Origin of the sequence: Actinomadura sp. NPDC048394, assembly GCF_040651755.1 — a bacterium.
In the GTDB taxonomy this organism is placed as follows: Bacteria; Actinomycetota; Actinomycetes; order Streptosporangiales; family Streptosporangiaceae; genus Spirillospora; species Spirillospora montaniterrae.
This window is the reverse complement of sequence record NZ_JBEZJL010000011.1, coordinates 70,356-90,219: the sequence shown is the minus strand read 5'-3', so window position 1 is coordinate 90,219 and position 19,864 is coordinate 70,356. Positions and strand designations below refer to the sequence as shown.

Below are 19,864 nucleotides of genomic sequence, written 5' to 3'. Positions count from 1 at the left end.
CCCCCTTGCGCAATCCGATGCGCGGCCTCGCGGCCGCAGCGGTGACCGCCGTCCTGCCGCTCACCCTCCTCGCCCCGCCGGCGAACGCCGACGCCCGCGCGGACGTCACCGGCCTGCGGGCCGACGACCTGTCGCAGGCGCTCGGCATCGACGACACCACCCCGCCCCTCACCTGGCAGCTTCACGGCGGCCGGAACACGACCCAGACCGCGTACCAGATCCAGGCCGCCACCAGCGAGAAGGCCCTGCACCGGGGTCGTCCCGACCTGTGGGACTCCGGCCGCATCGCCTCCGCCGCGCAGCGCGCCGACTACGCCGGCAAGGCGCTCGGCAGCCGCACCCGCGTGTACTGGCGCGTCCGCGTGTGGACGGGCCCGAAGGCGTCCGGCTGGTCGTCGCCGTCCTGGTTCGAGACGGGCCTCACCGCCCAGAGCGACTGGCAGGGCCGCTGGATCGGCCAGAAGGACTGGCAGACCAGCACGAAGAAGCCCGACCCGATCGTGGTGAAGCTGCCGAAGACCACCGCCCGGTACGTCCGCCTCGACGTCACCAAGCTCGGCCTGCCCATGGTCGAGCAGGTGCCGGACGAGACGTACCGGCTCCAGCTCGCCGAGCTGGAGGTCCGCGACTCCGCCGACCCCGGCACGAACCTCGCCGCCGGGAGGACCGTCACCGCGTCCGACAACGGCGGCAACGTCAACCGCAAGTGGGGCACCCGCTACCTCACCGACGGGACGGAGACGACGAACCAGGAATTCGCCGGCTGGTCCAGCTCCGCCTTCACCAAGGCGGACGTCTCCGACAAACCGCTGACGCTGACCGTCGACCTCAAGGACGCCAAGGCGTTCGACGAGGTCCTGCTGTTCCCGCGCACCGACCAGCCCGCCGAGGGCGGGAAGGTGCCGTACGCGCCCGTCGACTTCACCGTCGGGACGTCCGACGCCGCCGACGGCGCGTTCGAGAACAAGGCGACCGTCACCGGGCAGGAGCCGCCGGAGTCGCCGATCCCCGAGGCGCTGCCGATCTTCGCCAAGGACTTCGCGCTGCCGCGCGGCGTCCGCGACGCCCGCCTCTACGTCGCCGGCCTCGGCGTCTACGAGGCGCGGCTCAACGGCCGCCGCATCGGCGACGCCGAACTCGAACCCGCCAACACCGCCTACGCCGAGCGCGTCCAGTACGCCACCTACGACGTCACGAAGATGCTGCGGCCCGGCGGCAACACGCTCGGAGTCGAACTCGGCAACGGCAACGCCAACGTCATCTCCACGCCCGACCGGTACCGCAAGTTCTCCGGGACGATCAGCGACCCCAAGCTGATGGCGCAGCTGGAGGTCACCCTCGCGAACGGCCAGGTCGTGCGGGTCACCAGCGACGGGACGTGGAAGACCGTCCTCGGGCCCGTCACCTTCTCCAACTGGTACGGCGGCGAGGACCACGACGCCCGCCGCGAACGCCCCGGCTGGGACCGGCCCGGCGCGTCCCGCTCCGGCTGGGAGGACGCCGTCCCCGTGTCCGCGCCCGGCGCGCTCAGCGGGCGCGAGGCCGAACCCGTCCGCGTCGTCGAGACCCTGCCCGGCAAGCAGGTCGGCTCCGGCGACGGCTACCAGGTGTTCGACGTCGGCCGCGTCATCGCCGGACGCCCCGAGATCACCGTGACCGCGCCCGCCGGTACCGCCGTGCGCGTCTACCCGTCCGAGAGCCTCAAGGACGGGCGCGCCAACCAGTCGATCAGCAACGTCGGCGCGCCGATCTGGGACCAGTACACGACCCGCACCTCCGGCGCCGAGACCTGGCACCCGCAGTTCTCCTACCACTCGTTCCGGTACCTGGAGGTGCGCGGGCTGCCCGCCGGCGCGACGATCACCGTCCGCGGGCAGGCGCTGCGCAACGACACCGCGTCCGCCGGCACGTTCACCTCGTCCAACGACCTCGTCAACGGGATCCACGGCCTCGTCCGCCGCGCCATCGAGAACAACATGCAGAGCATCCTCACCGACTGCCCGAGCCGCGAGAAGCTCGGCTGGCTGGAGCAGGACCACCTCGTCGGCGACGCCCTCGCCGCCAACTACGACGTGCACGCGCTGCTGCGCAAGGTCGTCCAGGACATGGCGGACGCGCAGACCGACGCCGGCCTCATCCCGTCCACCGTGCCGGACTACACCGTCCTCGCCGGCGCCTACCGCGACGACCCCAACTGGGGCGGCGCGTTCGTCGTCGTCCCGTGGCAGCTGTACCGGAACTACGGCGACACCGAGACGATGCGCACCTACTACGCGCAGATGAAGAAGTACTCCGCGTACCTGGAGGCCCGCGCGACCGACGGGCTGACGGACTACAGCCTCGGCGACTGGTTCACGCCCGACCGGACGTTCCCGAAGATGGTGTCGGGCACCTACGGCTACTGGCGCGTCAACGACACCCTGGCGAAGATCGCCGGAGTGCTCGGCCAGACCGCCGACGCCGCCGCCTACAAGGCCAAGGCGGACCAGAGCGCGAAGTCCCTGGCCGCGAAGTACTACGACGCCTCCACCGGCACGTTCGCGGGCGGCGGCCAGGGCGCCGAGGCCATCGCCCTCGACATGGGCGCGGTGCCCGCGTCCGACCGGCAGAGGCTCCTCGACCACCTGGTGTCCAGCGTGCGGAACGCCGGCTACCACCTGCAGCTCGGCGAGATCTCGCTGCCGTCGGCGTTCCGCGTCCTGCCCGACGACGTCGTCTACCGGATCGCCACGCAGACCGACAGCCCCAGCTACGGCTACCAGGTCGTGCACGGCAACACCGCGCTCGGCGAGTCCTGGGACGGCGGCAGCGGCCAGTCGCAGGACCACTTCATGCTCGGCTCGATCGACTCGTGGTTCACCTCCCGGCTCGCCGGCATCCGCCAGGCCGACGGTTCCACCGGCTACCGGAACCTGGTCGTCGACCCGGCCGTCGTCGGCGACCTGACCAGCGCGTCCGCGACCCGGCGGACCCCGTACGGCGAGGTCCGCTCGTCCTGGACGCGCGACGGCGGCAAGGTCACCCTCACCGTCACGGTCCCGCCCGGCGGCACCGCCGAGGTCCACGTCCCCGGCGCCGCCGAGCCCGCCAAGGTCGGCTCCGGCACCTGGACCTTCCACGGCACCCTCGCCTGACCACCCCCAAGCCCGCCCTCCGCTCACCTCGCGAAGGGCGGGCGCGCGGTGGGTCAGTGGGGGTTGGGGGTCGGGGCGCGGTCGGTTAGGTGGACGCTTAGCTGGGCTGTGGAGGTCAGGACGGTGCCTGCTGGGGCTTGGGCCAGGGACGCGTTGGTGACGACGGTTCGCTGGCCGAGGTAGAGGTAGGTCTTCGGGTCGAAGATGTACTCGTCGCGCTGGCCGCTGCCGGGGACGTCCAGGGACACGGCGACGCCCGTGCGGTCGGCGGCGTCCACCGCCTTGCCGACGGTCCGGACGCCCGGGATCGAGGCCGCCGCCCGGAACAGCGCCTTGCGCTGCGCGACGGGCATGTACGCCTCGGTGAGCATGCCGCCGACGTTCTGCCACGCCTGCGCGTCGGCCTTCGGCCCGGTCCCGAGGTGGGAGTACAGGTGCCGGTACATGCCCGCGGGGTCGGCGGGCAGGCGGCTCAGGTAGGCGTAGTCGGTGCGCAGCCATTCGGCGCGGTGGTCGAAGTCGGCGGCCCTCTCCGGGCCGCTGTGCCCGGCCTCCCGGCGGGCCTCCGGCGGGAGCGGCTCGCCGGGATAGGGCTTGGGCGGCAGCGCGTCGGTCTCCAGGACGCCGCGCGTCGCGTCGCCGTCCACGGGCAGCCAGATCGTGCGGTTCGCGCGCGACAGGTAGCGGGCGTGGCGGCCGTTCGCGTTGTTGGAGTCCACCGGGTTCATGGTCACGGACCGGTAGACGAGGTACTGGCCGGGCTTCGGGTGCAGTTCCGGCGTCCGGCCCGCGGCGTCGGCGGCGTGCTGGAGCAGTTCGACGTGCGCCGCCGGCATCGTGCGGACGGCCGGGACGCGGTGCTCGTCCCCGCCGGCCACGACCAGGCCCGCCGCCACGGCGGCCGCCGCCGTTCCGGCCGTCACGGCGACGGCGAGGCGGAGGCGCCGCCGCCTGCGCGGCTCCGGCCGCGCGGGCGCCGGGGCGAGCATCGCGGCCAGCAGCCGCTCCTCCTCCGCGCGCAGGTCGGACGGGCCCGGGCGGGGGACCTCGGCGCGGAACCGCTCGAGTCGGGTCATCTCATTCATGGACGGGCTCCTCGCTGACGATGGCCATGACGTCCGTTCCGGCGAGCTCCCGGCGCAGCTGCGCCCGGGCCCGGTTGAGCCGCGACCGGACCGTGCCGACGCGGACGCCGAGCGCCTGCGCGACCTCCGGGTAGCTGAGGCCCTCCCACGCCACCAGCAGCAGCGCGTCGCGGCGCCCCTTCGGCATCGCGGCCAGCGCCGCCGCCAGCCGCGGGCCGGACGCCTCGGCGGCGAGCCGCTCATCGCTGCGGTCGGTGAACGCCGCCGTCACCGGGTCGACGCCCGTGCGCCGCAGGGCGCGCAGCTGCCGGACCTCGGCGCGGACGTGCCGCCCCATCAGGTTGGTGGCGATGCCGTACAGCCACGGGCGCGCGTTCGGGCGCGCCAGGTCGTAGTCGTGCCGCCGCCGGAACGCCGTCAGGAACGTCTCGGCGACGACGTCCTCGGCGGCGTCGCCGCCGAGCCTGCGGGTGACGTACCGCTTGATGTCGGGCGCGTGCCGGCGGAAGATCTCGGCGAACGCCTCCGGCTCGTGCCGGGAGCGTCCGATGAAGGAGGCGTCATCGGCCTCGGCCCGGCTCGTCTCGCTCATGTGGTGGGGCCTCTCGGCTCTGGATCGGGACGCCCCTTGTTGCCCGTCCGGCGCCGATCGGTTCCCGGGCCGTCAGCGGCCCACCGAGCCGTCGAGTCGTTCGCGGAGGATGTCGGCGTGGCCCGCGTGGCGGGCGGTCTCCTCGATCATGTGCACCAGCAGCCAGCGCATGGACGGCGGCGGCGTCTCGCGCAGCGACCGGGCGCCCGGACGGTCCAGGTCCGGGCATGCGGCGGCGATCGCGTCCGAGCGCGCGGCGGCCGCGCGGTAGCCGGCGACGATGTCCGCGGCGGTCTCGCCGGGCAGCGGCGGCTCGGTGTCGTCGAGCAGCGGCACGTCGGCGCCCTCGTACGCCCACACGAACCAGTTCAGCTCGGTGCGGGCGAGGTGCTTGACCAGGCCGAGCAGGCTGGTGCCGGACGGGACGCCGGGCGCGCGGGCCGCCTCCTCCGGCACGCCGGACGCCTTGGCCACGACGGCGTCCCGCAGGTACCGGAGGAACGCGAGCAGGGTCGCCTGCTCGTCGGCGTTCAGGCTGGGCGGACGCAGGTCCCCGCGCGGTTCGTTCATTGCACCACCCTAGGGTGGTGTCACGTCGTGAAGGTCCAGCGGGTGGCGGCGTACGGCTCGACGAACGCGACGCCGATCGCGGCGTGGACGGTGAAGCGGTACAGGTGCCACGGCGGCGGGCCGGCGCTCTGCGCGCTGTACGGGGCGGTGAACGCGTCGCCGTCGACCTGGGCGGGCCAGCCGCCCTCGCGGTAGGCGGCCGCGACGGGTTCGAGGACGGCCGGGTCGGTGACCCGCGCCGCCTCGCCTTCGAGGACGAGGTCCAGGCCCTCCAGCCGGGCGGACAGCGTGCACGCCGGGTTCGCGGCGAGGTTGCGGGACTTGCGCGTGCCGGGGCCGCTGGTGAAGTACAGGTCGCCGTCGTGCCACAGGGCGCCGATGCCCGCCGAGTGGGGGCGGCCGTCCGGGCGGACCGTCCCGAGGAAGACGGGCGTCTCCATCCGCGGCAGGCCCTTGACCAGCGCGGTGCGGGCCCGCTCCCAGGGCATGGGGCCGCCGCTGTCGTAGATGTCGAGGTCGCTGACGTCGACGGGTTCGCGGTCGGTCATCGCTGCTCACCTCTCGTTTCGCGGGTCGTCGGGAGATATGACCGGCGGGCGGCCGGGAACTCATCGCGGGCGCGGATTTGACCTCAAGGAGGGTTGAGGTGTGAGCGTTGCCGGGAGCGAAGGGAGACGCTGATGAAGGTCGTGCGCGTGACGCGGTTCGGTGGTCCGGAGGTGCTGGAGGCGGGAGAGGCGCCGGAGCCGGCCGCCGGCCCGGGGCAGGTGGTCGTCGCGGTGGCGGTCGCCGAGATCAACTTCGTGGAGACCCAGCTGCGGCGCGGCATCACGCCGGGGCCGCCGCTGCCGGAGCCGCCGTACGTGCCGGGCGGCGGGGTGGCCGGGCGGGTGGCCGCGGTCGGGGACGGCGTCGCGCCGGAATGGCTGGGCAGGCGCGTCACCACCGGCACCGCCGGTCGGCTGGGCGGCAACGCGGAGCGGGCCGTCGCGGACGCGGACGACCTCGTCCCGGTGCCGGACGGTGTCGGCCTGGCCGAGGCGGCGGCGCTGCTGCACGACGGCGGGACGGCGCTGGGCCTGTTCGACGGCGCGAGGGTCCGCGCGGGCGACCGGGTGCTGGTCGAGGCGGCGGCGGGCGGGCTGGGGAGCCTGCTCGTGCAGCTGGCGCTGTCGGCGGGGGCGCGGGTCGTCGGCGCCGCGCGGGGCGAGGCGAAGCTCGCGCTGGTCCGGGAGCTGGGCGCGGAGGCCGTCGACTATTCGGCGCCGGGCTGGGCGAAGCGGGTGCTGGACGAGACCGGCGGGTTCGACGTGGTGTTCGACGGCGTCGGCGGCGAGATCGGCCGCGAGGCGTTCGGCGCGACGGCCCGGGGCGGGCGGTTCTCGGTGCACGGGGCGTCCGCCGGCGCGGCGACGGTGATCGCGCCGGAGGAGGCGGCGGAGCGCGGCGTGACGGTGTTCGGGATCGAGCAGCTCATGGGCTTCGGGGACGGGGCGAACGAGCGGGTGAGCCGGGCGCTGGAGGCGGCCGCGGCGGGCCGGATCCGCCCGGTCATCGGGCAGCGGCTGCCGCTGGAGCGGGCCGCCGACGCGCACGCGGCGATGGAGGCCCGGTCGGTGGTCGGCAAGACGCTGCTCGTCGTGTGAGGACGGCCCGGCCGCGCACACGGTGTCGCGGCCGGGGCCGTCCAGCGTCATGCCAGCAGGGACAGCTCCAGGTGGGCGGAGACGATCCAGTTCGGCGCGTCCACGACCTCGGAGATCTTCAGGTCGGCGGCGACGCTCGCCAGCAGGTAGGCGTCGACCGGGGCCATGCCGGTGCGCGCCGCGACCTCCGCGACGAGGGCGCGCGCCGCGTCCCTGGACGCCTCCATGAGGTCGGGGCCGATGCCGGTGGTGACGAGCGCGGCGCCGGTCCGCTGCGTGTGCGGGTCGGTCTCGATCACCGGGGTGGACGGGGCGGCGCCGCGGCGCACGTCGACCCGGAGCCGGACGGTCGCGTCGGTCTCGACGCCGGTGCCGCAGACCTCGCCGTCGCCCATCGCGGCGTGCGCGTCGCCGAGGGACAGCAGCGCGCCGTCCACGCCGACGGGCAGGACGAGCCGGGCGCCGGGGCCGATGTGCCGGACGTCCATGTTGCCGCCCCAGCGGCGCGGCGGGACGATCGAGTGCGCGCCGGGCTCGGGCGGCGCGACGCCGATCGTGCCGATCATCGGGACGACCGGGACGCGCAGCCCCGGCAGCAGCTCGGCCGCCCCGTCGGCGATCGTCGAGACGCGCAGGTGCGCGTCCGGGAAGTCGTCGGCGAGCAGGCCGAAGCCGGGGATGCAGGCCGTCCAGCCCCAGTCGCCGACCGCCATGTCCAGGACGTCGATCACCAGCGCGTCGCCGGGTTCGGCGCCCTCGACGAGGAACGGGCCGGTGACGGGGTTGACCCGGCCGAAGTCGAGCGCGGCGACGTCGGCGGCGCCGGAGGCGGGGCCGAGCTGCCCGCCGCTCGCGTCCGCGGTCTCGACGGTGAGCTCGGCGCCGGGGGCGATCGCCGCGATCGGCGCGATCGCGTTGTCCCAGGCGTTGTGCACGCTCGTGCGGGGGAAGTGCATCAGTCCTCCAGCTTCAGGTCGGTGCCGCGGCCGGAGCGCCGGTAGAACAGCAGCACCAGCGCCCCGAGGACGAGCCAGCAGATCCCACCGATCTTCGCGCGGGAGTCGGCGTTCCACAGCACCGAACCGATGATCACGAAGCCGATCGCGGGGGCGAGGATGTGCAGGCCCCGGCGGGTGCTCCGGTTCCGGAGCTTGAAGTGCACGAACACGGCGACGTGCAGGAGCAGGAACGAGAACAGCGCGCCGAAGTTGACCAGCGACGACAGCACGTCGATCTGGCCGGTGAAGAACAGCCCGAGCACCAGGGAGATCACGGCGACGAACAGGATCGCGCGCTCGGGCGTCTTGCGCGTCGGGTGGATGTGGGCGAGGAACGCGGGCAGCTTGCGGTCCCGCGCCATGCTGAACAGCAGCCGGGACGTGGCGGCCTGCGCGACGAGGGAGTTGGCGATGCCGGTGGCGAGGGCCGCGGCGACCGCGACGGTGACCTTCAGCCAGTGCCCGCCGGCGATCTGCGCGATGTCGTAGAACGCGGAGTTGGTGGCGTCGTCGCCGGCGAACTCGGTCTTGCCGGGGACGAGCAGCGCCGCCACCCACGTCTGCACCACGAACAGGACCGCGACCAGGCACAGCGCGACGACGGTCGCGCGGCCGACGATCTTGCGGCCGGTGTCGCGGACCTCCTCCGACAGGGTGGAGATGCCGTCGAAGCCGAGGAAGCTCAGCACCGCGATCGACAGCGCCCCGAAGATCAGCCCGGGGGTGAGCAGATCGGGCTTGAGCAGCGGGTCGAAGGAGAAGTGCGCGCCGTTCTTGCCCTGTGCCACGGCGGCCAGGCCGAACCCGACGAACAGCGCGAGCACCACCAGCTCGGCGAACAGGAACAATCGGTTCAGCCGCGCCGTCGACTCGATGCCCAGGAAGTTGATCACCGTGTTGACCAGCACGAACACGATGACCCACGTCCACTGCGGGACGGCCGGGAGCAGCGAGTTCAGCGCCGCCGCGCTCATCACGTACAGCAGCGTCGGGACGAGCAGGTAGTCCAGCAGGATCGCCCAGCCGGCGAGGAAGCCGATCTTGTCGTTGATGCCGCGCCCGGCGTAGGCGTACACGGACCCGGCGATCGGGAACGCCCGCGACATCTCCCGGTAGCTGAGCGCGGTGAACAGCATCGCGACCAGGCCGATGACGTAGGTGAGCGCGACCATGCCCTTGGAGCCGTTGAACACGACGCCGAAGATGGTGAACGGCGCGATCGGCACCATGAACACCAGGCCGTAGATCACCAGGTCGGCCAGGCTGAGCGAGCGCTTGAGCTCCTGGTCGTAGCCGAACGCCTTCAGCGTCCCCTCGGCCGACTCGGCGGCGGGGGGCGCGGCGGATCCGGGGGAGGCGCCGGAGGGCGCGGGGTTGGGGCCGGCGGTCGTCATCACGCGCCTTTCCGGGTCAGAGGGCGGGGTCGTGGGCGTCGAGGAACGCGCCGACGGCGGACATGCAGGCCGCGCGCTCCTCGACGTGCGGCATGTGGCTGGAGTCCTCGAAGACCTGCCAGCGGGCGCCGGGGATGCGGTCGGCGTAGGGGCGGACGGCCTCGGGCGTCGCCTCGTCGTGCCGTCCGGAGATGATCAGGGTGGGGGCGGCGATCCGGTCGAGCCGGTCGACGATCGTCCAGTCCCGCAGGGTACCGACGACGTGGAACTCGCTGGGCCCGTTCATCGTGTGGTAGACGGTCGGGTCGGCGTCGATCGCGGCGAACGTGCGGGCGACCTCGTCGGGCCAGGGGATCCGGCAGACGTGCCGGTCGTAGAAGACCCGCATGGCGTCGGCGTACTCGCGGGAGCCGGTGGTGCCGGCGGCCTCGTGCTCGCGGAGCACCGCCTCGACGCCTGCGGGCAGCGCGGCGCGCAGCCCGGCGGCGGCCTCCAGCCACAGCGGCATCGACGCGGGCGAGTTCGCGATCACCAGGGAGCGCAGGCCGGCGGGCCGCCGCACGGCGTGCTCGGCGCCGAGCATCCCGCCCCAGGACTGGCCGAGCAGGTGGTAGCCGCCGGCGATGCCGAGGTGGGCGAGGAGCTTGTCCAGCTCGTCGAGGAACAGGTCGACGGTCCAGAAGTCCGCGCCCGCGTCCGGCAGGTGAGTGGAGCGGCCGTTGCCGAGCTGGTCGTAGTGGATCACCTGCCGGCCGGTCGCGGCGGCGAGGTCGGCGAAGGCGAGCACGTAGTCGTGGGTGCAGCCGGGCCCGCCGTGCAGCACGACGAGCGGCGCCTTCCCCGAGCCGGACGCGCCGGACGCGCCGGACGCGCCGGGCGGGCCCGACGGGCCGGTGACGCGGTACCAGGTGCGGTGGCCGCGGAAGGGGGCGTGGCCCTCGGCGGTCGCCGGTGCGATCACGCATACCTCCTCTGAGCTGGGCGAACCCCGGACCGGCGGGGCGGCGGGCGGGGCGGCGGGCGCGGTGGCCGCGCGGCCGGATGCGAGACTATGCGGTAAAAGGTCTGATTTCTAGACCTTTGCAGGAAGTTATCGTTTCCGGCGTGGGCGGCGGACCGGAGGGACGGGGGAGCATGGAGCACGAGGCGCTCGGACCGCTGCGTCCCGCGACCACCGGCGAGCAGGTCGCGCACCGGCTCGCGACGGCGATCGCGCTCGGCGAGTTCAGCCTCGGCGACCGGCTGCCCAGCGAGCGCGACCTCGCCGCGCTGCTCCAGGTCAGCCGGGAGAGCGTGCGCGCGGCGCTGCGCCGGCTCGCCGGCTCGGGCCTGGTCGAGATCCGGCGCGGGCGGGGCGGCGGCGCCTTCGTCCGCGCCGAATGGGGCGAGGCCAGCGAGGGCGCGGTGCGCAGCGCGCTGCTGGAGCGCTGGACGGAGTTCGAGGAGCTGTTCGACTACCGGCGGCTCGTCGAGAGCCTGATCGCCCGTACCGCCGCCGAGCGTGCCGACGACGCCGACCGCGCGGCCATCGCCGAGGCGCTCGCCGGGTTCGACGCCGCGACGACGCCGGGCGAGGCCCGCGAGCACGACGTCCGGCTGCACGCGGCGGTCGCCCGGGCCACCCGCAACGCGCGGCTCGTCGGGCTGCACGAGCGGCTGCTGTCGGAGGTCAGCCTCGGCGTGTCCGCCGAGCCGTACACGTGGGCGATCTACGAGGAGGCCAAGCCGCACCACCACGCGCTCGCCGAGGCGATCGCGCGCGGCGACGGCGACGCGGCCGCGCGCATCGCCGGCCACCACTTCGCGATCACCGAGGACGCGCTCCGCCGGCTCGCCGAGCGCGTCCGTCCGCCCGGCACGCCCTGACGGGGCGCCGGATCACTCGTCCCCGGTCGGCAGGTTGTAGGCGATCAGGGCGGCGGACCCGCCGGCGACGTCGAGCTCGGTGACCGCGCAGTTGCGGACCCGCGGGAACACCCGCCGGTAGGACCCTAGCGGGACGCCGAGCAGCTCGCACAGCGTCAGCCGCAGCAGCGTGCTGTGCGTGACGACCAGGACGCGCGCGCCCGGCTCCGCGTCGGCGATGTGGCGCAGCACGCCCGCGCCGCGCGCGGCGGCCTTGACCGGGTCCTCGGCGCCGGGGAACGGCGAACCGGCCGGGTCGGCGCGGAACGCGGCGACCTCGTCCGGGGGCATCTCGGCGAGCACGCGTCCCTCGGCGGCGCCGAAGTCGATCTCGCTCAGGTCGGTGTCGACCTTCAGCGGCAGCCCGAGCGCGTTCGCGGCGGGCGCCGCGGTGCCGCGGGCGCGGCCGAGCGGGGACGCCCACACCGCCCCGATCTCCCGGCCGGCCGCCCAGCGCCCGAGGGCGGCGGCCTGCCGGCGGCCCCGCTCGCTCAGCGCGACGTCGCTGACGCCCGCGTACCGGTTCTCCTCGTGCCACACGGTCTCGCCGTGCCGTGCCAGATAGAGCGTCGTCACCCGTGTCCCCCGGTCGCAGCGTTCCACCCCATTGCGCGCCGTCCCAGTATGCCGGTGCGAGCCGGCTCACAGGTTCGGTCCCCGATCTGCTGGGCACGGCTCTCCTGGCACGGCGGAGTCCGGACCGGCGGATTCCAGGCAGGAACCATCCGAAGGGGGAGGACCATGACCGTACCGGACGTCAGGCTCAACGACGGGGCCATGATGCCGCAGCTCGGCTTCGGGGTGTTCCAGGTGTCCGACGAGGAGGCCGAGCACGCCGTGGAGGTCGCGCTGCGCGACGGGTACCGCAGCGTCGACACCGCCAGCGCCTACGGCAACGAGGAGGGCACGGGCCGCGCGCTGCGCGTTCCGGGCTGCCGCGCGACGAGTTGTTCGTCACCACCAAGCTGTGGAACAGCGACCAGGGCTACGACCAGACGCTCCGGGCGTTCGAGGCGAGCATGCGCCGCCTCGGCCTGGACTATCTCGACCTGTACCTGATCCACTGGCCGATGCCGGGCCACGACACCTACATGGACACCTGGCGGGCGTTCGAGAAGCTCAAGGAGGAGGGCCGGATCCGCTCGATCGGCGTCTCCAACTTCACGGTCGACGCGCTGCGCCGCGTAATGGACGAGTCGGGCACGGTGCCCGCGGTCAACCAGATCGAGCTGCACCCCTACTTCCAGCAGGACGGCCTGCGCGCGTTCCACCAGGAGCACGGCATCCACACCGAGGCGTGGGCGCCGCTCGGGCAGGGCCAGGGCCTGCTGGACGACCCGGCGCTCGCCCGCATCGCGCAGGCGCACGGCCGGACCCCGGCGCAGGTGGTGCTGCGCTGGCACCTGCAGGTCGGCAACGTGGTGATCCCGAAGTCGGTGACGCCGCGGCGGATCGCCGAGAACATCGACGTGTTCGGTTTCGACCTCGGCCCGGACGACATGAAGGCGATCGCCGAGCTGGACAAGGGCACCCGGGTCGGCCCCGACCCGGCCACCTTCGAGATGGCCTGATCCCCGCGGGGCGTCAGCGCTTCTCGCCGACGCCCACGAGCCCGGCGAACCGCTCGCCGTCGGTCCGCACGCCGCCGTCCAGCCACTCGCGCGGGCCGGTCAGCCCGGGCGGGAGCAGCTCGAACCCGTCGAAGAAGCCGCGGATCCGCGCGCTCGGCCGGGCGCCGAGGCGGGCGCTGGCGTCCTCGTAGACCCGCTCGGCCTCCGCCATCGCCTCCGGGAACGCGTCGGTGGCCAGGTGGGACAGGACGAGCCGGCTGCCCGGCGCGAGCGCGTCCCGGTACCGGGCGACGAGCGCGGCGGGGTCCTCGGCGTCGTCCACGAAGTGGAGCACCGACACCAGCATCACCGCGACCGGCGCGGAGAAGTCGATCATCTCCCGGACCGTGGGGTGCGCCATGATCTCGTCGGGCCGGCGCAGGTCGCCCTGGACGAACCCGACGTGCGCCGCGTCCGCGAGCAGCGCCCGCCCGTGCGCGCACACGACCGGGTCGTTGTCGACGTACACGGTCCGCGTCTCCGGCCGGACCTCCCGGACGGCCTCGTGCACGTTCTCCCGCGTCGGGAGCCCGGAGCCGAGGTCGAGGAACTGCGCGATCCCGGCGCGCGCGGCGTCCCGCACCGCCTCGCGCAGGAACGCCCGGTTCAGCCGGACGCCGCGCACGACCCGCCCTTCGGAGATCTCCACGATCCGCGCGGCGGCCTCCCGGTCGGCGGCGAAGTTGTCCTTGCCCCCGAGCCAGTAGTCGTACATCCGCGCGACGTTGGGGGTGCCGGGGTCGAGGTCCGCGGTGGCGTCGGTCACGCGGACATGATCCTCTGGCCGCCCGGGACGGGCAACCGGAACGCCGGAGGCGGCCAGAGGCCGGTCAGAAGGCCGGTCAGCGGGCCGGTCAGGGGCGGCGGCGCCAGGCGGCGAGGGCCGCGTCGACGTCGGCGCGGATCCGGTCGCGGGCCGTGCGGCGCGGCACCCCGGACATCAGCAGCGCGTCGTAGCCGGTGTCGAGATGCCGGATCGAGGCGATGACGGCGAGCGTGACGGCGTCCGCGTCGAGGTCGCGGCCCGCCGCGGTGCGGCCGACCCGGCCGCTGCCGCGCAGCCCGGCGTGCCGGGCGATCTCCTCGGCGCGGCCGGGCGGGCAGCCGGGGAACAGCCGGACGATCTCGGCCGCCATCCGGGCCTGGAAGTCGGCGTCCTGCCCGGCGCGGCGCTCCCGGTCGCGCTCGCGGCGGCGGGCGCGCGCGTCCTCGTCGGCCAGGCACTGCTCCTCGGCGCGCTCCAGCGCCGCCTCCTCGACCAGCACGCCGCGCCGCTCGTAGCGCTTGCGGCGCCGGTTGTGCTGGACGACGACGGCCGACAGCCCGCTCTCCTTCTTCGCGCGGCGGCTCAGCGCGGCGTTCCCGGACGGCAGGAACACCAGGTGCCCGAGGTCGGCGCAGTCCAGGCAGAGCGGCGCGCCGTCCTCGACGGCCTGCAGGCCGCCGGGGGCGCGGCAGCCCGGGCACGTCCAGTCGCCCGGCGGCATCAGGACGGTGATGTCGGGCGCCTTGGCCTGCCTTGCGGCGAGGCGCTCGCGCTGCGCGGGCGTCAGGTCGGGGGACAGCCAGTGCGTGCGGTGGTCGCGTTCGGCGGCGGCGCGCCCGGCGGCGGTGAAGCGCAGCTCGCGGTGGTCGCGGGTGGCGGCGGGGTAGGGGGTCTCGGCGGGCTCCAGGCCGTTCGCCTCGGCCCAGGCGCGCAGGGCGCGCAGCGCGGCGGCGATCTTGTCGGGGCGGACGGTCATCGCGGCGTGCAGGTGGTCGTGCCGCCCCTGCCGCCACTCGTCGACGGTCGCGGTCCGGATCCAGCCGAGCCGGACGAACACGTCCACGGGCGCGACGGTCCGGGACCGCTTCAGCAGCTCCCCGGCGGCGTCCGACACCCGGCGCGCCAGCCGGGACTCATGCACCTCGCTCACGGCGCCCCACGCTAGCGGACCCCTCGGACGGTCCCTTCCGACCTGCGCGAATGACGAAAAGTCACGCAGCGTAACGTTCCGTGCATGGGGGATGACCGAGCGAGCTGGACGGGCCCGGGCGGCCTGCGCGTGACGGCGGTGCGGCTGTCGGGGGCGCACGGGGTGTGGGCCGCGCTCGCGGGCGTGCGCGGCGGCGACGCGTTCCTCGTGACGAGGGACGGCGAGATCGTCGGCTACTACGCCACCGTGGAGGACCTGGCGGGCGTGCTCGACCTGGCCGACCTGCGCGCCGACTAGGCCGTATTCCAAAGTCCCGGCCCGCTTCGAGACGGGCCCTGGGCCCCCGTGCCCGGGGCGGCTCGCGGAAGATTCCGGGCATTCGCCGCTTGCGGGAATGCGGCCGGTCGTGTAATCGTTTACAAGAGCACGATGTAAACGATTACAAGAGCGTTTCCGAGGGAGGTGGCGCCGTGGCCGGGGTGAAGGACGTCGCGCGGCTCGCCGGCGTCTCCGTCGCGACCGTCTCGCGCGTCCTCAACGACAGCGCGCCGGTCACCGAGGCGACCCGGGCCCGCGTCCTCGCGGCCGTCGACGAGCTCGGCTACCGGCCGAACGCCGTCGCCCGCTCGCTGCGCACCGACACCACCCGCACGATCGGGCTGGTCATCGGCGACATCCTCAACCCGTTCTTCACCGAGCTGGCCCGCGCGATCGAGGACCAGGCGCGCGCGTCCGGCTACTCGGTCGTCATCGGCAACGCCGACGAGCGGCCCGAGCGCCAGGACCACTACGTCCGGACGCTCCTGGAGCAGCGGGTCGACGGCCTGCTGCTGTGCCCCACGGCGGAGATCACGCCGCTGGTGCGCGACGTCGTCGGGGACGGCGGGCCGCTGGTGTTCCTCGACCGGACGCTGCCCGGCCTGGACGTCCCGACGGTCCGCGCCGACGGCACCGCCGCGATCGGCGCGCTGGTGGACCACCTGGCGCGGCTCGGGCACCGGCGGATCGCGTTCGTGTCGGGTCCCGCGCTGCTGTCCACCGGCCGCGAGCGGACCGAGGCGTTCAAGGCCGCGCTGGAGGCGGCCGGGCTCCCCGTCCGCCCCGCGTACCTGGAGGCCGGCGACTTCCAGGCGGCGAGCGGCCGGGCCGCCGCCGCCCGGCTGCTGGACCTGCCCGAACCGCCCGAGGTGATCTTCGCGGGCGACAACCTGATGGCGCTCGGCGCGCTCGACGAGATCCGCGCGCGCCGGCTGGCGATCCCCGGGGACGTGGGGATCGCCTCCTACGACGACGTCCCGTGGTTCGCCCATGTGGACCCGCCGGTCACCGCGATCGGCCAGCCCGTCCAGGAGCTCGGCAGGCGCGCGGTGCGCGCGCTGCTGGAGCGGATCGAGGGCCGCCCGGTGGAGCCGGTCGTGCTGGACGCGCGGCTGGTCGTGCGGCGCTCCTGCGGCGAACCCGGCGTGCAAGGCAACGAGAGGGAAGGGAGTGGCCGCCCATGAGCCTGCCTGCCGAGAAGGAGATCCTCCGGGTGCGCGGGCTGCGCAAGGCGTTCCCGGGCGTGCTCGCGCTCGACGGCGTCGACTTCGGCCTGCGGCCCGGCGAGGTGCACGTGCTGCTCGGCGAGAACGGCGCCGGCAAGAGCACGCTGATCAAGACGCTGTCCGGCGCGCACCGTCCCGACGCCGGGACCGTCGAGGTCGACGGCCGCGAGGTCGAGATCCGCACGGCGCAGGACGCCGAGCGGCTCGGCATCGCGACCATCTACCAGGAGTTCAACCTCGTCCCGGAGATGACGGTCGCCGAGAACCTGTTCCTCGGCCGCCAGCCGCGCCGGTTCGGGCTCCTCGACCGCAAGGCGATGAACGCCGCCGCGCGCGACCTGCTCGCGAAGGTCGGCGTGCAGGCCGACCCGGACGACCGGATGGCGGGCCTCGGCATCGCGCGCAGCCAGATGGTCGAGATCGCCAAGGCGCTGAGCCTGGACGCCCGCGTGCTGATCATGGACGAGCCGACCGCGGTGCTCACCACCGGCGAGGTCGACCGGCTGTTCGGCATCGTGGCGCGGCTCCGCGAGCAGGGCGTCGCGGTCATCTTCATCACCCACCACCTGGAGGAGATCCCGCGGATCGGCGACCGGGTGACGGTGCTGCGCGACGGGAGGTCCGTCGCGGAGGTCCCGGCGGACACGCCGCGCGACGAGCTCGTCCGGCTGATGGTGGGCCGCTCGATCGACCAGCAGTACCCGCGCGAGCGCACCGAGGCCGGCCCGCCGCTGCTCCAGGTCAAGGGCCTGACCCGGGACGGCGTCTTCGAGGACGTGTCGTTCGAGGTCCGCGCGGGCGAGGTCGTCGGGCTGGCCGGGCTGGTCGGCGCGGGCCGCACCGAGGTCGCCCGGGCGATCTTCGGCGCGGACCGTCCCGACCGCGGCGAGGTCATCGTCGACGGGCGGTCGCTGCCGCCCGGCGACGTCCACGCCGCGATGGAGGCCGGGGTCGGGCTCGTCCCGGAGGACCGTAAGGGCCAGGGCCTGGTGCTCGGCGCCGACGTCCAGGAGAACCTCGGCCTGGTGACGCTCGGCCGGTCCAGCCGCGGCGGGTTCGTCGACCGGGCCGGGCAGCGCGAGGACGCCGGCGCGATCGCCGGGAAGCTGAACGTGCGGATGAGCGGGCTGCGGCAGGAGGTCCGCACCCTGTCCGGCGGCAACCAGCAGAAGGTCGTGATCGGCAAGTGGCTGCTCGCCGACGCGAAGGTGCTCGTGCTGGACGAGCCGACGCGCGGCATCGACGTCGGCGCGAAGGTCGAGATCTACGAGCTGATCAACGCCCTCACCGCCTCCGGGCACGCGGTGCTCATGATCTCCAGCGACCTCCCGGAGGTGCTGGGGATGAGCGACCGCGTGCTGGTGATGGCGCGGGGGCGGCTGGCCGGCGAGCTGCCGGCGGCCGAGGCGACGCAGGACGCGGTGATGGCGCTGGCCGTCGCCGGTCCGGGTGTCGCCGGGGAGAACGACGAGGAGAACGACGATGTCCACTGAGACGTTGCGCAAGCGGCCGCAGGGGCCGCGGTCCGGCGGCGCGGCGCGCGCCGCGGGCCGGCTGCTGGGCGAGAACGGCGCGCTGGCCGGGCTGATCATCCTGGTGGTCGCGCTGGCCATCGCGTCCGGCGACTTCCTGACCGTCACCAACCTGCTGAACGTCGGGGTCCAGGCGGCGGTCGTCGCGATCCTGGCGTTCGGCGTCACGTTCGTCATCGTCACCGCCGGGATCGACCTGTCGGTCGGCGCGGTCGCCGCGCTGTCGGCGGTGGTGCTGGCCTGGACGGCGACGCAGCACGGCCTGCCCTGGCCGCTCGCGCTGGTCGCGGCGATCCTGGTCGGCGTCGTCGCCGGGCTGGTCAACGGCGCGCTGATCACCTACGGGAAGCTGCCGCCGTTCATCGCGACGCTGGCGATGCTCGGCGTCGCGCGCGGCCTCGCCCTCGTCATCTCCGACGGCAGCCCGATCGCGTTCCCCGGCGCGGTCACCCACCTCGGCGACACGATCGGCAAGTACCTGCCCGTCCCGGTCATCGTGATGATCGTGATGGGGCTGCTGACCGCGCTGATCCTCGCCCGCACCTACAGCGGCCGCGCGATGTACGCGATCGGCGGCAACGAGGAGGCCGCGCGGCTGTCCGGCATCCGGGTGAACCGGCAGAAGCTCGTCACGTACGCGCTGGCCGGCGCGTTCGCGGCCGTCGCCGGGATCGTGCTGGCGTCCCGGCTCGCCTCGGCGCAGCCGCAGGCCGCCAACGGCTACGAGCTGGACGCGATCGCCGCCGTCGTGATCGGCGGCGCGAGCCTGTCCGGCGGCAAGGGCAAGGCGTTCGGCACCCTGGTCGGCGCGCTGATCCTCGCGGTGCTGCGCAACGGCCTGAACCTGCTGTCGGTGTCGGCGTTCTGGCAGCAGGTCGTCATCGGCGTCGTGATCGCGGCGGCGGTCCTGCTGGACACCGTCCGGCGGCGCGGCCTGCGGGTCCGGCCCGCGACGTTCTGGGCGGGCGGCGCCGCGGTCGTCGCGGTCATCGTCGCGCTCGCCGCGGTCGTCGCGACCACCGGCGGGAACGACTCCAAGTCCGGCGGCGCGGCCGGCGGCGGCTCGGTGAAGATCGGGCTGTCGGTGTCCACGCTGAACAACCCGTTCTTCGTCCAGTTCCGCCAGGGCGCGCAGGACGAGGCGAAGAGGCTCGGCGTGAAGCTGACCGTCGGCGACGCGCAGAACGACGCGTCCCAGCAGGTCAACCAGGTGCAGAACTACACCAGCCAGGGCATGAAGGCGATCATCGTCAACCCGGTCGACTCCGACGCCGCGGCGCCCGCGGTGAAGGCCGCGAACCGGGCGGACATCCCCGTCGTCGCCGCCGACCGCACCGTCAACGGCGCGAAGGTCGAGCAGCTCGTCGCGTCCGACAACGTCGCGGGCGGCAAGGACGCCGCCGCGCAGATGGCGCGGCTCCTCGGCGGCAAGGGCAAGATCGTCGTGATCCAGGGCCAGCCGGGCACCTCCGCCTCCCGCGAGCGCGGGCAGGGCTTCGGCGAGGGCCTCAAGCAGTACCCCGGCATCCAGGTCGTCGCCAAGCAGCCCGCCGACTTCGACCGGACGAAGGGCCTGGACGTCATGACGAACCTGCTCCAGTCGCACCCCGACGTCAACGGGGTGTTCGCCGAGAACGACGAGATGGCGCTCGGCGCGATCAAGGCGCTCGGCGGCAAGGCCGGCAAGCAGGTCAAGGTCGTCGCGTTCGACGGCACGCCGGACGGCATCAAGGCCGTCCAGGCCGGCACGCTGAACGCGACCGTCGCCCAGCAGCCCCGGCTGCTCGGCAAGATGGCCGTGGACAGCGCGCTCAAGGCGGCCAAGGGCGGCACGCTGGTCGGCAACGCCCCGGTGCCGGTGAAGATCGCCACGCCGGAGAACGCCGCCCAGTTCGCCACCCAGTAGGCGCTCGGTTCGCCACGCAGCAGGAAGGGGCA

General features: G+C 74.2%; 17 protein-coding genes and 1 pseudogene. 8 read left to right on the top strand and 10 right to left on the bottom strand.

Annotated features, from left to right (window positions below):
- The first annotated feature begins 5 nt into the window (after positions 1-5).
- A complete protein-coding gene (locus AB0C78_RS09895; RefSeq protein ID WP_360744488.1) occupies positions 6-3,134 on the top strand; it encodes a family 78 glycoside hydrolase catalytic domain in 3,129 nt (1,042 codons plus the stop codon).
- A gap of 53 nt (positions 3,135-3,187) precedes the next feature.
- Here AB0C78_RS09895 and AB0C78_RS09890 read toward each other — a convergent pair whose 3' ends face one another.
- The 4 genes from AB0C78_RS09890 to AB0C78_RS09875 form a co-directional block, all read right to left on the bottom strand.
- Positions 3,188-4,219, bottom strand: coding sequence for a CU044_5270 family protein (locus tag AB0C78_RS09890; protein WP_360744485.1), 1,032 nt, complete (start codon positions 4,217-4,219; stop codon positions 3,188-3,190).
- Positions 4,212-4,811 carry an RNA polymerase sigma factor gene (locus AB0C78_RS09885; protein ID WP_360744482.1) on the bottom strand — a complete coding sequence of 200 codons (600 nt, stop codon included), beginning with the start codon at positions 4,809-4,811 and terminating at the stop codon, positions 4,212-4,214. The genes AB0C78_RS09890 and AB0C78_RS09885 overlap by 8 nt, the downstream gene beginning before the upstream one ends.
- Before the next feature lie 72 nt (positions 4,812-4,883).
- Complete coding sequence (locus AB0C78_RS09880) at positions 4,884-5,381, bottom strand: DinB family protein (RefSeq protein ID WP_360744479.1); 498 nt, start codon at positions 5,379-5,381, stop codon at positions 4,884-4,886.
- 20 nt (positions 5,382-5,401) lie between these two features.
- On the bottom strand, positions 5,402-5,929 hold the full coding sequence (locus AB0C78_RS09875; protein WP_360744476.1) for a pyridoxamine 5'-phosphate oxidase family protein: 528 nt from the start codon (positions 5,927-5,929) through the stop codon (positions 5,402-5,404).
- A 132-nt stretch (positions 5,930-6,061) separates the two neighbouring features.
- Here AB0C78_RS09875 and AB0C78_RS09870 point away from each other — a divergent pair, with 132 nt between their 5' ends.
- The gene (locus AB0C78_RS09870; RefSeq protein ID WP_360744473.1) at positions 6,062-7,027 is read left to right on the top strand and encodes a zinc-binding dehydrogenase; all 966 of its coding nucleotides are present in this window, start codon (positions 6,062-6,064) and stop codon (positions 7,025-7,027) included.
- Between the two features lie 47 nt (positions 7,028-7,074).
- On the opposite strand, the gene AB0C78_RS09865 is transcribed toward AB0C78_RS09870, so the two are convergent.
- From AB0C78_RS09865 to AB0C78_RS09855, 3 genes are read right to left on the bottom strand one after another with little or no spacing between them, the layout of a single operon-like run.
- Positions 7,075-7,983: an acetamidase/formamidase family protein gene (locus AB0C78_RS09865; protein WP_360744470.1), complete on the bottom strand. Its 909-nt coding sequence runs from the start codon at positions 7,981-7,983 to the stop codon at positions 7,075-7,077.
- Entirely contained in the window at positions 7,983-9,419 is a 1,437-nt protein-coding gene (locus AB0C78_RS09860) for an APC family permease (RefSeq protein WP_360744467.1), read from the bottom strand. The genes AB0C78_RS09865 and AB0C78_RS09860 overlap by 1 nt, the downstream gene beginning before the upstream one ends.
- 16 nt (positions 9,420-9,435) lie before the next feature.
- A complete protein-coding gene (locus AB0C78_RS09855; protein ID WP_360744464.1) occupies positions 9,436-10,380 on the bottom strand; it encodes a proline iminopeptidase-family hydrolase in 945 nt (314 codons plus the stop codon).
- A gap of 143 nt (positions 10,381-10,523) precedes the next feature.
- Between AB0C78_RS09855 and AB0C78_RS09850 the strand changes: the two genes are divergently transcribed.
- The gene (locus AB0C78_RS09850) at positions 10,524-11,285 is read left to right on the top strand and encodes an FCD domain-containing protein (protein WP_360744461.1); all 762 of its coding nucleotides are present in this window, start codon (positions 10,524-10,526) and stop codon (positions 11,283-11,285) included.
- A gap of 12 nt (positions 11,286-11,297) precedes the next feature.
- On the opposite strand, the gene AB0C78_RS09845 is transcribed toward AB0C78_RS09850, so the two are convergent.
- Positions 11,298-11,900 carry a histidine phosphatase family protein gene (locus AB0C78_RS09845; protein WP_360744458.1) on the bottom strand — a complete coding sequence of 201 codons (603 nt, stop codon included), beginning with the start codon at positions 11,898-11,900 and terminating at the stop codon, positions 11,298-11,300.
- A 165-nt stretch (positions 11,901-12,065) separates the two neighbouring features.
- Between AB0C78_RS09845 and AB0C78_RS09840 the strand changes: the two are divergent.
- Positions 12,066-12,895, top strand: a pseudogene (locus AB0C78_RS09840) (aldo/keto reductase).
- A gap of 13 nt (positions 12,896-12,908) precedes the next feature.
- On the opposite strand, the gene AB0C78_RS09835 reads toward AB0C78_RS09840, so the two are convergent.
- A complete protein-coding gene (locus tag AB0C78_RS09835; RefSeq protein WP_360744455.1) occupies positions 12,909-13,700 on the bottom strand; it encodes an SAM-dependent methyltransferase in 792 nt (263 codons plus the stop codon).
- An 88-nt stretch (positions 13,701-13,788) separates the two neighbouring features.
- A complete protein-coding gene (locus tag AB0C78_RS09830; RefSeq protein ID WP_360744453.1) occupies positions 13,789-14,850 on the bottom strand; it encodes a DUF2293 domain-containing protein in 1,062 nt (353 codons plus the stop codon).
- 84 nt (positions 14,851-14,934) lie between these two features.
- Between AB0C78_RS09830 and AB0C78_RS09825 the strand changes: the two genes are divergently transcribed.
- The 4 genes from AB0C78_RS09825 (at position 14,935) to AB0C78_RS09810 (ending at position 19,832) form a co-directional block, all read left to right on the top strand.
- Positions 14,935-15,147, top strand: a complete 213-nt coding sequence (locus AB0C78_RS09825; protein ID WP_360744450.1) for a hypothetical protein — start codon at positions 14,935-14,937, stop codon at positions 15,145-15,147.
- Positions 15,148-15,320: 173 nt separating this feature from the next.
- Positions 15,321-16,352: a LacI family DNA-binding transcriptional regulator gene (locus AB0C78_RS09820; RefSeq protein WP_360744447.1), complete on the top strand. Its 1,032-nt coding sequence runs from the start codon at positions 15,321-15,323 to the stop codon at positions 16,350-16,352.
- Positions 16,349-17,887 carry a sugar ABC transporter ATP-binding protein gene (locus AB0C78_RS09815; protein WP_360744444.1) on the top strand — a complete coding sequence of 513 codons (1,539 nt, stop codon included), beginning with the start codon at positions 16,349-16,351 and terminating at the stop codon, positions 17,885-17,887. Before AB0C78_RS09820 ends, AB0C78_RS09815 begins: the two co-directional genes overlap by 4 nt.
- Positions 17,877-19,832 carry a substrate-binding domain-containing protein gene (locus AB0C78_RS09810; RefSeq protein ID WP_360744441.1) on the top strand — a complete coding sequence of 652 codons (1,956 nt, stop codon included), beginning with the start codon at positions 17,877-17,879 and terminating at the stop codon, positions 19,830-19,832. Before AB0C78_RS09815 ends, AB0C78_RS09810 begins: the two co-directional genes overlap by 11 nt.
- The last annotated feature ends 32 nt before the right edge of the window (positions 19,833-19,864 follow it).

What these genes read in the sequence shown, in the direction of transcription:
- AB0C78_RS09890 (WP_360744485.1), bottom strand. Translation starts at nt 4,219, where the DNA reads ATGAATGAGATGACCCGACTCGAGCGGTTCCGCGCCGAGGTCCCCCGC.
- AB0C78_RS09865 (WP_360744470.1), bottom strand. Translation starts at nt 7,983, where the DNA reads ATGCACTTCCCCCGCACGAGCGTGCACAACGCCTGGGACAACGCGATC.
- AB0C78_RS09860 (WP_360744467.1), bottom strand. Translation starts at nt 9,419, where the DNA reads ATGACGACCGCCGGCCCCAACCCCGCGCCCTCCGGCGCCTCCCCCGGA.
- AB0C78_RS09875 (WP_360744476.1), bottom strand. Translation starts at nt 5,929, where the DNA reads ATGACCGACCGCGAACCCGTCGACGTCAGCGACCTCGACATCTACGAC.
- AB0C78_RS09815 (WP_360744444.1), top strand. Translation starts at nt 16,349, where the DNA reads ATGAGCCTGCCTGCCGAGAAGGAGATCCTCCGGGTGCGCGGGCTGCGC.
- AB0C78_RS09810 (WP_360744441.1), top strand. Translation starts at nt 17,877, where the DNA reads ATGTCCACTGAGACGTTGCGCAAGCGGCCGCAGGGGCCGCGGTCCGGC.
- AB0C78_RS09880 (WP_360744479.1), bottom strand. Translation starts at nt 5,381, where the DNA reads ATGAACGAACCGCGCGGGGACCTGCGTCCGCCCAGCCTGAACGCCGAC.
- AB0C78_RS09825 (WP_360744450.1), top strand. Translation starts at nt 14,935, where the DNA reads ATGGGGGATGACCGAGCGAGCTGGACGGGCCCGGGCGGCCTGCGCGTG.
- AB0C78_RS09870 (WP_360744473.1), top strand. Translation starts at nt 6,062, where the DNA reads ATGAAGGTCGTGCGCGTGACGCGGTTCGGTGGTCCGGAGGTGCTGGAG.
- AB0C78_RS09885 (WP_360744482.1), bottom strand. Translation starts at nt 4,811, where the DNA reads ATGAGCGAGACGAGCCGGGCCGAGGCCGATGACGCCTCCTTCATCGGA.